Origin of the sequence: Listeria grandensis FSL F6-0971 (assembly GCF_000525835.1) — a bacterium.
GTDB classification, from domain to species: domain Bacteria; phylum Bacillota; class Bacilli; order Lactobacillales; family Listeriaceae; genus Listeria_A; species Listeria_A grandensis.
In genome coordinates, this window is the sequence record NZ_AODD01000002.1 from 541573 (window position 1) to 555273 (window position 13701).

The 13701-nt window shown below is 41.0% G+C and carries 9 protein-coding genes and 2 pseudogenes; all 11 read left to right on the forward strand.

All coding sequences use genetic code 11. The annotated features are described in order from the left end of the window. Positions 1-327 precede the first annotated feature (327 nt). On the forward strand, positions 328-1863 hold the full coding sequence (locus tag PGRAN_RS03245) for an ABC transporter ATP-binding protein (protein ID WP_036064999.1): 1536 nt from the start codon (positions 328-330) through the stop codon (positions 1861-1863). Beyond that, entirely contained in the window at positions 1856-2908 is a 1053-nt protein-coding gene (locus tag PGRAN_RS03250; protein ID WP_036065000.1) for an ABC transporter permease, read from the forward strand. Before PGRAN_RS03245 ends, PGRAN_RS03250 begins: the two co-directional genes overlap by 8 nt. Continuing rightward, positions 2905-3855, forward strand: a complete 951-nt coding sequence (locus tag PGRAN_RS03255) for an ABC transporter permease (protein ID WP_036065001.1) — start codon at positions 2905-2907, stop codon at positions 3853-3855. The genes PGRAN_RS03250 and PGRAN_RS03255 overlap by 4 nt, the downstream gene beginning before the upstream one ends. Before the next feature lie 111 nt (positions 3856-3966). Next, complete coding sequence (yfmF, locus tag PGRAN_RS03260) at positions 3967-5250, forward strand: EF-P 5-aminopentanol modification-associated protein YfmF (RefSeq protein WP_036065002.1); 1284 nt, start codon at positions 3967-3969, stop codon at positions 5248-5250. Positions 5251-5270: 20 nt separating this feature from the next. Further along, a pseudogene (gene yfmH / locus PGRAN_RS03265) lies at positions 5271-6527 on the forward strand (EF-P 5-aminopentanol modification-associated protein YfmH); the annotation flags it as partial. A 90-nt stretch (positions 6528-6617) separates the two neighbouring features. Continuing rightward, positions 6618-7352, forward strand: a complete 735-nt coding sequence (gene ymfI / locus PGRAN_RS03270; protein WP_036065287.1) for an elongation factor P 5-aminopentanone reductase — start codon at positions 6618-6620, stop codon at positions 7350-7352. A 33-nt stretch (positions 7353-7385) separates the two neighbouring features. Next, positions 7386-8336, forward strand: coding sequence for a helix-turn-helix domain-containing protein (locus tag PGRAN_RS03275; protein WP_036065004.1), 951 nt, complete (start codon positions 7386-7388; stop codon positions 8334-8336). 109 nt (positions 8337-8445) lie between these two features. After that, positions 8446-9024 (forward strand): CDP-diacylglycerol--glycerol-3-phosphate 3-phosphatidyltransferase, encoded by a 579-nt coding sequence (gene pgsA, locus PGRAN_RS03280; RefSeq protein WP_036065006.1) that lies wholly within the window; start codon positions 8446-8448, stop codon positions 9022-9024. Positions 9025-9133: 109 nt separating this feature from the next. Further along, a pseudogene (locus PGRAN_RS03285) lies at positions 9134-10397 on the forward strand (competence/damage-inducible protein A). A gap of 313 nt (positions 10398-10710) precedes the next feature. Continuing rightward, complete coding sequence (gene recA, locus PGRAN_RS03290; protein WP_036065008.1) at positions 10711-11760, forward strand: recombinase RecA; 1050 nt, start codon at positions 10711-10713, stop codon at positions 11758-11760. A 249-nt stretch (positions 11761-12009) separates the two neighbouring features. Then, on the forward strand, positions 12010-13572 hold the full coding sequence (gene rny, locus PGRAN_RS03295; RefSeq protein ID WP_036065010.1) for a ribonuclease Y: 1563 nt from the start codon (positions 12010-12012) through the stop codon (positions 13570-13572). The last annotated feature ends 129 nt before the right edge of the window (positions 13573-13701 follow it).

Consider the following 13701-nt stretch of genomic DNA (forward strand, 5'->3'; position numbering starts at 1 on the left):
ATGATCGGAGGATGTTTTTATTTTTTGTTCGTATTGTAAGCGGTTTAACCTATTAAGCGTTGGATTATATTCTCTAATCGTAGGTCAAAAAGCATATTTTTATAAAATAACGTCTATTTTTACGCTTTTTTTATAAAAATGAATTGCAATACGGAGCGTTTCGAAATAGAATAAGGTGAAGACTTTTTTGGAAGACTACATATCGCACTTTATTTGTCATCAAAAGGGAACTATTTTGCATAAACTTAGCGCTTGTAAAACGGTTTACATCAAAAAAGAAATCAATCCATTCAATGGATATTTGTTATTAGTAAAGGGAGTGAGACAGTGGATTATGTTATTGAAATGTTAGGGATCAGAAAGGAATTTTCTGGGTTTGTAGCAAACGATAACATCACCTTGCAACTCAAGCGTGGCGAAATTCACGCGCTGCTAGGTGAGAACGGTGCTGGGAAATCAACACTGATGAATGTTTTGTTCGGACTTTATGAACCAGATGGTGGCGAAATTCGCGTCAATGGCAAAACGGAGCTAATTCATAGTCCTAATAAGGCCAACGATCTCGGAATCGGCATGGTGCATCAACATTTTATGCTTGTCGATAAATTTACCGTAGCTGAGAATATTATTTTGGGGAAAGAGCCTAGTAAGTTTGGCGTCATCGAGAAGAAAAAAGCGCTGGAAGAAATACAAGCTATCTCAGATCGCTACGGCTTGAAAGTAGACCCCAATGCTAAAATTAGTGACATCTCGATTGGTATGCAACAACGTGTGGAAATTTTGAAAACATTGTATCGCGGGGCAGATATTCTTATTTTTGATGAACCGACGGCCGTGCTGACGCCACAAGAAATTAAAGAATTAATCTCGATTATGCGTACGCTAATTAAAGAGGGCAAGTCGATTATCCTGATTACTCATAAATTAAAAGAAATCATGGACGTGTGCGATCGCGTAACGGTTATCCGGCGCGGTAAAGGGATGGGAACTGTGAATGTTCCTGAAACAAGTCCACAAGCACTAGCCAATCTCATGGTTGGACGCGAAGTCGTTTTTACTACCGTGAAGACACCTGCCAGTCCAGGAAAAGATGTGCTGGAAGTGAAGGACCTTGTTGTGAAAGAAAGTCGTGGCGTGGAGAGCGTTCGTGGATTGAACCTCACCGTTCGAGCTGGTGAAATCGTCGGTATTGCTGGGGTAGATGGTAACGGCCAAAGCGAGCTTATTCAAGCGATTTCGGGGCTGACAAAAGCAACGACGGGCTCGATTTTGCTAAAAGGCGAACACATTGAAAACAAAAAACCACGCCGTATTACCGAAGCTGGGTTGGGACATATTCCTGAGGATCGCCATAAACATGGACTCGTTCTAGAGATGTCACTCGGTGAAAATATTGCATTACAAACCTACTACAAAAAACCAATTTCGAATAAAGGTTTCTTAAATCATAAGGAAATGTACGATTTCGCGCGTAAACTAATTGAAGAATATGATGTGCGTACAAGTAGTGAATACGTTGCGGCGAAAGCACTTTCTGGTGGAAATCAGCAAAAAGCGATTATCGCGCGTGAAATTAGCCGTGACCCAGATTTCCTGATTGCGGCACAGCCGACGCGTGGACTTGATGTTGGTGCGATTGAGTTTATTCATCGTCGTTTAATTGAGCAACGTGACGAGGGCAAAGCTATTTTGCTGATGTCTTTTGAGCTTGATGAAATTTTAAATGTGAGTGACCGAATCGCGGTTATTTATGAAGGTAAGATTGTGGCTATTGTGAAACCTGAGGAAACAACCGAGCAAGAACTTGGTCTACTGATGGCCGGATCATCTAAAGGGGAAACGGGGGAGAAAACGCATGTCTAAAAAAGTTCAAGCCCTTGTTATACCAGTTACGGCCGTTATTCTAGGCTTACTTTTTGGAGCTATTATTATGTTGCTATTCGGATACAATCCGATAGACGCTTACATTGCACTTTTCCAAGGCGCGTTTGGCGATTCTTTCTATCTTGGAGAAACGATACGTCAAGCAACGCCATATATTCTAGTCGGTCTTTCGATCGCGATTGCTTTTAAAGCAGGGCTTTTCAATATTGGAGCAGAGGGTCAGCTGTTAATGGGCTGGATCGGTGCTGTTGCAGTAGGTCTGAGTTTTGACGGATTAGATAAATGGATTCACTTGCCGCTTGCTTTGCTTGCTGGAATCGTGTGTGGCGCTTTCTGGGCTTTCATTCCAGGGATCTTAAAAGCTACGCTAAAAGTGAATGAAGTTATCGTGACGATCATGTTGAACTACACAGCGCTTTATATTTTCAACTATATCGTGCAAAACGTACTGACGAAACAATTGGACAAAACAAAAGAGGTTCCTGCATCCGCATCACTTCAATCACCGTTCCTACAAGAAATGACGCAATATTCGTCGCTTCACTGGGGAATTTTGATCGCTGTCGGTTGCGCACTTATCATGTGGCTCGTGATTAATAAAACGACATTTGGTTACGAATTGAAATCGGTTGGTTTTAACCAAAATGCTTCGAAATATGCCGGAATGAGCGTCGCGAAAACAATCGTTGTCTCGATGATCATTGCTGGAGGACTTGCTGGGCTTGCTGGCGCGATGGAAGGTCTTGGTAACTACGGAACAGCGTATGTATTACCAACATCTCCAGGTACCGGATTTGACGGTATTGCCGTTGCTTTACTCGGTGGTAATTCACCAATTGGTATTATCTTCTCCGCTATTCTATTCGGAGCGTTAAAAGTAGGATCGCTAAACATGCCTGCTGTCGCTGGAGTTCCAAATGAGTTAGTAAACGTGGTTATCGCGCTTATTATCTTTTTCGTTGCTTCTAGTTATATTATTCGCTGGGCAATGGATAAATTTGCGAAGGGGGCGAAAACAAAATGATTTCGACTTTAGCGATTATTGTCTCCAGTACATTGTTAATGGCTGGACCACTCATTTTTACAGCGCTCGGAGGCGTATTTTCTGAGCGAGCCGGTGTTGTTAATATCGGTCTCGAAGGTATGATGATCATGGGAGCATTTTCATCGATTGTCTTCAACTTAACGTTTGCTGATGTGTTCGGTGACTGGACGCCTTGGGTTGCCCTCTTTGCAGGGATGCTTGTCGGCGGTTTATTCTCACTCGTACATGCCGTTGCAACGATTAATTTCCGCGCCGATCACGTTATTAGTGGTGTTGCGATCAACTTTTTAGCACTCGGTATTTCCTTGTTCCTCGTTAAAGTGATTTACGATAAAGGACAAACCGATCAAATTAAACATTATTTTGGTAAGCCGGATATTCCTGTTTTGAAAGATATTCCTGTCATTGGCGATATTTTCTTCAAAAATGTGCCGGTTATGAGTTACGTCGCGATTCTTGTGGCGATTGCATCTTGGTTTATTATTTATAAAACGCGCTTTGGTTTGCGTCTTCGTTCTGTTGGGGAACATCCTCTAGCAGCTGACACGATGGGAATCAAAGTTCGCTGGATGAGATATCAAGGTGTCATTATTTCTGGTATTCTAGGTGGGCTTGGCGGAGCAGTTTACGCCCAATCGTTCACGCTAGATTTCGGACATGCAACGATCTCTGGTCAAGGTTATATGGCCTTAGCAGCGATGATTTTTGGTAAATGGAATCCACTTGGTGCAATGGGAGCTGCGATTTTCTTCGGATTTGCGCAGTGTCTGAGCATTATCAGTGGTCAACTACCATTCTTCAGCGACATTCCAGACGTTTACTTACAAGTTGCCCCATACGTACTAACGATTCTTGCGCTAGTGGGACTCATTGGTAAATCCGAAGCGCCAAAAGCAGATGGTATCAATTATATTAAAGGTAAATAAAAGCGAAAGCCCGGTTTCAGTTGTAACTAACGAAACTGGGCTTTCTAATTGTTTAGATGCGTATTATAAGGTACAATAACAAGGTTCAGTAAAATGAAGGAGGGATTTTTTATGACGACTCAAAAACAGGAATATAAAGAACAAGTTGGAGCGATTCAGTTAACGCTTATTCCTTCCGACAAATATAAATCCAATAAAATCGTCTTTAAATTTAGAGCGCCACTTGATCGCGCAACCACAACAAAACGGGCTTTGATCGCTGCTTTAATTGAAACAAATACCAAAAAATATCCGACGCAAACCGCATTTCGTAAAGAACTTGCAAGTCTTTATGGTGCCAATTTTTACGCATCGGTTGATAAAAAAGGGAATGAGCACATTATTACGGCCGTGCTTGATATGGTGGACGGCCAATTTGTCCCTGAAGGAGACGCATTACTACAACAAGCATTTGAGCTTATTCAAGAAATTATTTTTAATCCCAATGTGGCGGACGGAAGTTTTAATGAAGCAACCGTAGCACGCGAAAAGGAGAACTTGGCGCAGCGTTTAGAAAGCGTCTACGATGATAAAATTCGCTATGCCAACAAACGGTTAACAGAGATCATGTTTGCCGATGAGAATTATAAATATGGCGCGGCTGGTGTTTTAGAGGACATTGCTGGCATCACAGGTGCCGACCTATTTGAATACTATCAACAGTTTTTAGCGGAGGATACCATCGATTTATTTATCTGTGGCGATGTGCAAAAAGACGCGGTTATTCCATTGATTAAAGCCTTACCATTTGCCGATCGCGCTTATCGTGAGCTTGATGTGATAGCACCTATCCATCCTAAGAACGTTACTACTGTGAAGGAAAATCAGCCAATTAATCAAGGGAAGCTTGTGCTTGGCTACCGAACGAATATTTTATTTGGTGAAGATGCCTATGTCCCATTGCAACTGGCGAACGGTTTACTCGGCGGTTTTGCCAATTCGAAAATCTTTATTAATGTCCGCGAAAAAGCGAGTTTGGCCTATTACGCGAATAGCCGTATAGATTCATTCCATGGCTTCATGCTGATTTCTGCAGGGATTGACGAGAAAAATTACGATCAAGCCTTGGCGATTATTAAAGAACAAGTGGCGGCTATGCAAGCTGGCGATTTTACGGAAGAAGAACTATCACAAACAAAAGCGATGTTATCCAATCAGCTATTGGAAGCAAACGATCAAGCGCAAGGTTTAATTGAACTTGCCTATAATAATACTTTGAAAAAAGCGAATCTCGACTTAGCGAATTGGTTAAAACGAATCGCTGCTGTGACAAAAGAAGAAGTCGTTGCTGCTACAGGTTCATTTGAACTCGATACGATTTATTTCTTAAGCAAAGGAGCTGATTCCAATGAATAAAAAAAGCTATGATCAATTAAAAAGAAGCTGTATACTATGAAAAGTTAGAGAATGGATTGCAAGTATACGTCTTGCCCAAACACGGATTCAGTAAGACATTTGCAATTTTTACAACAAATTATGGCTCGATTGATAATGAATTCGTGCCAATTGGCCAAGAAGATTTTACACGTGTTCCTGATGGTATCGCGCATTTCTTAGAGCACAAGCTTTTCGAAAAAGAAGATGGGGATGTGTTCTTTAAATTTGGTGAAAAGGGCGCTTTTACCAATGCTTTTACATCATTTACACGCACTGCTTATCTGTTCTCAAGTACATCGAGCGTGGAAGAAAACTTAGAGACACTTGTTGATTTTGTTCAAGAACCATACTTCACCGAAGAGACAGTGGAGAAAGAAAAAGGGATTATCGGTCAGGAAATCCAAATGTACGATGATGATGCTGATTTCCGCGTTTATTTCGGTGCGATTGAAAACATGTACCATCACCACCCTGTGAAAATTGATATTGCAGGGACCGTTGAATCCATCGCTGACATTGATAAAGACTTATTGTACCTGTGCTACAATACATTTTATCATCCGAGTAACATGATTTTATTCATTGTCGGTAATGTCGATCCAGAGCAAGCGATTGAGCAAGTTCGTAATAACCAATCGAAGAAAACCTTTGCACCCGCAAAACCCGTGAAGCGTCATTTCCCAGAGGAGCCTAAATCTGTCGCAGTGAAGAAGAAAACATTGGCGTTCCCCGTTCAAATTGCGAAAAATCTGGTGGCGATTAAAGAAGATATCGGTTTATTACGAGGGAAAGAAGCGGTGCAACACGAAATGACTGCTGATATCATGTTAGAACTCTTATTCGGCACAACATCAGATGCTTACTTAGAATTATACGACCAAGGTATTATTGACGATACGTTTGGTTTTGATTATAGTTTACAAGACAGCTTTTCTTTTGTGCTCGTTGGTGGTGACGCAAAAGATCCAGATCTGCAAGAACGAAAAATTAAAGAAACATTTGCCAATGCTATTCAGACAGGCTTCAAAGAGGCAGATTTAGAACTAATAAAACGTAAAAAAATGGGGCAGTTTCTGCGTTCCTTAAACTCACCGGAATTTATCGCTAATCAGTTTTCGCAATACATCTTTGAAGAAGCATCACTATTCGACATTTTGCCGGCAATCGAAGCAGTGACAGTCGCGGACATAGAAGCATTTTTGAAACGGATCTATATGGAAGAACGTGTGACGACTTTTCAAATTGTACCGGAGTGACCATCAATTTTTTAATTTTAATAAAATAAATGGCATTTGGAGCCAAGTCATGCTATGATGAAAGAAATGGATAGAAGGGAATTATCGTCTTTGAGAAATGATACGAAATACGCGCTAGTCACTGGAGCGAGTGGAGATATAGGAAGAGAAATCGCGATTGCGCTTGCAAAACAAGGATTTCACTTATATTTGCATTATTATCGTAACAAAGAGGCGATACAGCTACTACGAGAAGAGTTACTTGTTTTCGATGTGGATGTTATCCCGATTCAAGCTGATTTTACTAATTCTGGCCAGATTACTTGGTTGCAGGAATCAATTTTTCAATTAGATGTATTTGTTCATGCTGCTGGAAATAGCTATTACGGCTTGTTTCAAGATATGCCTGATCAGGAAATAAAGAATTTATGGGATATTCATGTTCACTTTCCGATGCAGTTATTGCAGAAATGGATTCCGAAATTGCAACACAGTCAATCAGGACGAATTATTTTTATTAGTTCTATCTGGGGAGAAGTTGGGGCTGCGATGGAAGTGGCTTATTCGGCTGTCAAAGGAGCACAGATTGCATTTTGTAAAGCGCTGGCTCAAGAAATAGCTGCAACAGGCACGACTGTCAATATAGTATCTCCAGGAATGGTAGATACAAAAATGAATCATCTTTTTAACGAGGAAGAGAAGACAGCAATAATAACCGAGATTCCCATGCACAGATTTGCAAATCCGAGCGAAATTGGGGAAGTGGTCGCCTTCTTAGCAAGCGATCGCGCAAGTTATATGACTGGACAAACGATGCGTTTAGACGGTGGATGGTTTATGAGGTAAGAAAAGATTTTATGTAATGGTAGGTGTTTAAAATTGACCGAACTAGGTGAGAAACTCAAAAATGCAAGGCGAACAAAGGGTCTAAGTCTCGATGATCTACAACAAATAACAAAGATTCAAAAGCGTTATCTCGTTGCTATTGAAGAAGGTAACTATGCAGTAATGCCGGGTAAGTTCTATGCGCGAGCTTTTATTAAGCAATACGCAGAGGCCGTTGATTTAAATAGCGAAGAGCTTTTTCAAGAATTTGAGAATGAAGTTCCAGCTACAAGTCAAGAAGCGGTCGTAAACGAGCAAATGACGCGTGCACAGCAACGTCGTGCGCCACTTGCTGCGAGTCAGCCAGGTAATGATAACCCGAACACGACACATTCTGTCTTTGGGCTTGTTCCGAAGATTCTAATCGCATTATTTATCGTCGTTATCGGCTTTGTTATTTGGTATTTTGCAATTTATAATGCCGGTGGATCAGGAGACGAAGTAAAGAATACAAGTAGCAATGATTCTGCTGTCAAGGTCGATGATTCAACCAAAGGCACGGACACCAAGAAAGATACGACGAAGAAAGATGAGCCGAAAAAAGATACAACAACGGAGAAAAAAGACGAACCGAAGAAAACTGAAATCAAAGCAGATACGTCTGGAAACGCAACAACGTATACGGTCTCTAATGCTGATAAGCTATCCTTAACATTTACATTATCCGGCGGTGAAAGTTGGATCCAAGTTACAGATGATGCTGGCTCAAGTATTTTCGGTGGCATTATTGCTGACGGCGAAACGAAAACATTCGACCTCGCAAGTAGCAAATCTGCCAAAGTAACGGTCGGAAATGCAACACCGGTAGCAATGAAAATCAATGACCAAGCGGCAGAACTAGCGAAAGATTCCATTACGCAGAAATTAACGATTAACCTTGCAACAAGCACGGATACTGGCACGACTGATAGCAATTCAGACAGTAGTGATAGTAGCGCGCAATAACAAGCTCTAAATACAGCGTGGCGATAAAAGCTTACATTTTGCATCTAGCATAAGCGTAAGCAGTTATTGCTGCGCTGCGTTATTACATAGTAAAGAAGGGGTGGGGAAAATGAATTTACCTAATAAAATAACAGTGGCGCGCATCATCTTAATACCGATTTTTGTCGTATTATGTGTGGCTCCGCTTGGTCTAGGAACAGTTACATGGCTTGATTCCACAATTCCAGTATCAAACATTATCGCCGCTATAATCTTCATCGTTGCGGCACTGACAGACTGGTTTGATGGTCATCTAGCTAGGAAGTATAATCTGATTACTAATTTTGGGAAGTTTGCCGATCCATTGGCGGACAAGTTACTTGTAGCAGCAGCATTCATTGTTTTAGTAGAGCAACATATTGCCCCTGCTTGGGTCATCATCATTATTATCAGTCGCGAATTTGCAGTTACTGGCTTGCGACTATTACTTGTTGAAGGTGGCGAAGTAATGGCAGCTGGACAACTCGGCAAAATTAAGACTTTCACACAAATGATCGCGATTCCGTTGTTATTATTACACAACTGGCCGTTCGAATGGAGCGGTATTCGCATCGATTTAATTTTCCTATACGTTTGCACCTTCTTCACTGTTTGGTCAGGTTGGGATTATTTCTACAAAAACCGTAATATCTTTAAAGGTTCTATGTAATTATGCAGCGACTTATCTATGCTTAGATAAGTTGTTTTTTTTTGATCTCAACTATTAGTATTTTTCAAATAGAAGATGTAGTATAGAAGAATAGAGAGGACGTGTTTTCATGCGCAGTGCAGAAATTATTGCTGTTGGAACGGAGCTATTACTTGGCCAAATTGTGAACTCCAATGCCGCATTCATATCAAAAGAGCTTGCCGAGTGTGGTGTTTATGTATATCATCATACAGTTGTTGGAGACAACCCTGAACGTTTGAAAAAAGTGATTAAAATCGCCGAAAAACGAAAGCGATATTTTGATTTTCACGGGTGGTTTAGGCCCAACAGAAGACGACATTACGAAACAAGTTTTAGCATCATATTTAACAAAAGGAATTATTTATGACACAGACCATTTATCCAAAATTGAAAGCTTTTTTGCGGCAAGAAATGACAAAATGTCAGAAAACAACAAGCGTCAAGCAGAGATCATTGAAGGATCACATGTGTTATCGAACGAATTCGGCTTCGCGGCTGGCATGTTTTTAGAAACCGATTCCCACACCTATGTTTTACTTCCCGGTCCGCCTTCAGAAATGCAACCGATGTTTACAAAATATGCGAAACCGCTATTACTAAAAAATAGCGAGCACAAAATTGTATTAGAATCCAAGATATTACGTTTTTTCGGCATTGGTGAATCCAAACTAGCAGATGACCTGAAAGACTTAATTGCTACACAGACAAACCCAACGATTGCGACCTATGCGGGTGAAAATGAAGTCGTGATTCGGCTGACAGCTTCTGCAAAAACAAGAGAAGAGGCTTTACAGCTTATTGCAACATCAGAAGAAGAAATCATTAAGCGGGACGGAGCATACATATACGGCTCTGGAGAGGTCACCCTCGTTGATTTAGTGATTCAGCAGCTTATGGATGCCAACATGACTATTTCAGCAGCTGAGAGCCTCACAGCTGGCTTATTTCAAGCGGAATTAGGTGGCACAACAGGAATTTCTAAGATTTTTAAAGGTGGGATGGTCACATACAGTAATGAAATGAAACATGAGTTACTACACGTCTCCACAGAAACGATGGAACAAGAAGGCGTTGTCAGCCAAGCTTGTGCAATGGAGATGGCTGATAACATTCGCAAATTATGCAAGACAGATATAGGAATTAGCTTTACCGGTGTAGCAGGTCCAAAATCATTAGAAGGTCATCCAGTTGGCACTGTTTGGATCGGTCTAAGCGTTGTAGAGCATCCCACGCTTGCCTATCGCTATACATTCAACCGAGATCGCAATTACAATCGTCGCCGAGCTGTAAAAGAGGGTTTTGCGCTGATTAAAGCTTTTTTGGATGAAAAATTAGAGAAAAGAGAGAAATAAGGGGTTAAAACTGGATCCAATAGGGATAAAAAAAGGTTAGACGAAACCTTGTAAACCCGCTATAATAAAGGCATGGCGAGGAAGCGAATTTGATCAGTATGAGATGGAAATGGTGAGCAATAAAAAAATACGAACAAATATTCGCTTTTTGCTTGTATATCTTAAAAAAATAAGGTATAGTATCTATAGGCAATAAAAACAGACCGTAAATCAACACGTCACTTCTATCACAAGGAAGCGCGCAAGTTGATGCATACGTTGAAGATTGTTTTTATGGATTAGATATTATAGATAAAGACTAGGAGGCAATAATGTGAGTGATCGTCAAGCGGCCTTAGATCAGGCGTTAAAACAAATTGAGAAACAATTCGGTAAAGGTTCCATTATGAAGTTAGGGGAACAATCAGACCACAATATTTCTACAATATCCAGTGGTTCATTAGCACTTGATATTGCATTAGGAGTCGGTGGTTATCCACGTGGGCGTATTATCGAAGTATACGGACCAGAAAGCTCAGGTAAAACAACCGTTGCGCTACACGCGATTGCAGAGGTGCAAGCACAAGGTGGGACAGCCGCATTTATTGATGCTGAGCACGCGCTAGACCCAGCTTATGCGAAGAACTTAGGCGTTAACATTGATGAACTACTATTATCGCAACCAGATACAGGAGAACAAGCGCTAGAAATAGCAGAGGCGTTAGTTCGTAGTGGTGCCGTTGATATACTAGTTATCGATTCAGTAGCAGCACTTGTGCCACGTGCTGAAATCGAAGGTGAAATGGGAGATTCTCATGTCGGTTTACAAGCACGATTGATGTCCCAAGCACTGCGTAAACTATCTGGTGCTATCAATAAATCCAAAACCATTGCGATTTTCATTAACCAAATTCGTGAAAAAGTAGGTGTTATGTTTGGTAACCCTGAAATAACACCAGGTGGACGCGCGTTGAAATTCTATTCGACTGTTCGTCTAGAAGTAAGACGTGCAGAACAGTTGAAACATGGTACAGATGTTATTGGTAATAAAACCAAGATTAAAGTAGTCAAAAACAAAGTAGCACCACCGTTCCGTGTTGCTGAAGTGGACGTTATGTATGGCCAAGGTATTTCGCGCGAAGGTGAACTTGTTGATATGGCGTCAGAAATTGATGTAATCAATAAGAGTGGTTCATGGTATTCTTATAATGAAGAACGCATCGGTCAAGGTCGCGAGAATGCTAAACAATATTTGAAAGAACATCCTGAAATTCGCGATGAAATTTCCAAACGTGTTCGTCAAGAATACGAAATCGATGTAAAACCTAACTTTACAGAAGACGCTTTACCAGAAGAAATCGATTTACTTGATGAAGATAAATAAAAGAAGTGAAGAAAAGCCACCCAATCGCGTGATGACTGGGTGGCTTTTTTGATATAATCTCTTAATTTAGTGAAGTTTTTTTTGATTCCGTTTACATCTTAGCGCTTTCCTTGACAATAGATGGATTGACCTATAGAATTAAATTGTATATTTTACATTTAAAAATGAAAAAAATACACGCGTGTCAGGAATATTTCTGGCAACCGACATAACCATTAAAAAGAATTGAATAGCAAAGGAGGTGTAAGGATGGAACTCGTAATCACAATCATCTCCAGCTTGCTTTTCTTGATCGTCGGTCTGGTTGTTGGTTCTCTAATTTATAAATCAAGCTCCGAACGGAAATTGGCAGCTGCCAGAAGTACGGCTGAATTAATCACGGAAGACGCTAAAAAAGAAGCAGAAACCATGAAGAAAGAAGCATTGCTTGAAGGAAAAGAGGAGAATCATAAGTTACGTACTGAAATCGAAAATGAACTTCGTGGGCGAAGAGGGGAACTACAAAAATCAGAAAATCGCTTATTGCAAAGGGAGGAAAACCTCGACAGAAAAGATACTTCTTTAAGTAAAAGGGAAGCAACTCTTGAAAGAAAAGAGGAGAGTATCAGTAAACGTCAACAACATATTGAAGAAAAGGAAAGCACAGTTGAAGAGATGATCGAAAAACAACAAGTAGAGCTAGAAAGAATATCTGCCCTTACAAAAGACGAGGCGAAGAATGTTATCTTGAGCCAAGTAGAAGAAGAGTTAACACATGATACAGCCGTGATGGTAAAAGAATCTGAAACTCGGGCAAAGGAAGAAGCAGATAAGAAAGCGAAGAACATTCTTTCTCTAGCGATTCAACGCTCTGCAGCAGATCATGTTGCCGAAACAACAGTAAGCGTTGTGAATCTACCAAATGATGAGATGAAGGGTCGAATTATTGGGCGTGAAGGCCGTAATATTCGTACACTCGAAACACTCACTGGTATCGATTTAATCATCGATGATACGCCAGAAGCAGTTATCCTTTCCGGATTTGATCCTGTTCGCCGTGAAATCGCGCGAATTGCTTTGGAGAAACTCGTACAAGATGGACGAATTCACCCAGCGCGGATTGAAGAAATGGTCGACAAAGCTCGTAAAGAGGTAGACGAACATATCCGTGAAGTCGGAGAACAAGCGACATTTGAAGTTGGTATTCATTCCATTCATCCAGATCTAATCAAGATTCTCGGTCGTTTACGTTACCGTACAAGTTACGGACAAAACGTCTTGAATCACTCATTAGAAGTTGCGAAGTTAGCCGGAATTTTGGCTAGTGAGCTTGGTGAAGATGTAACAATGGCTAAGCGTGCTGGACTCCTTCATGATATCGGTAAAGCTATCGATCATGAAATTGAAGGCAGCCACGTCGAAATTGGTGTAGAACTTGCGACCAAATATAAAGAAAATGATATTGTTATTAACAGTATCGCTTCCCACCATGGAGACACAGAAGCAACATCTGTCATCGCTGTTTTAGTAGCGGCAGCAGATGCCTTATCAGCCGCAAGACCAGGCGCTCGTAGTGAAACACTAGAAAACTACATTCGCCGCTTAGAAAAATTAGAAGAAATTTCCGAGTCTTATGAAGGCGTAGAGAAATCGTACGCTATTCAAGCCGGGCGCGAAGTTCGTATCATTGTGGAACCAGATTCTATCGATGACCTTGCTTCTTACCGACTTGCACGAGACATTAGAAAACGGATTGAAGAAGAACTCGAATACCCTGGTCATATTAAAGTGACCGTTATCCGTGAGACTCGCGCTGTAGAATACGCGAAGTAACCTCACGTAACCAAAACACGCAGGATCCATATCGGAGCTGCGTGTTTTGGTGTGTATGGAGCACTTTCCTTGCTTCCCGTTTAGGAACAGGGCTATAATATGCAGTAATCTAAGAATGGGAGATTTGAT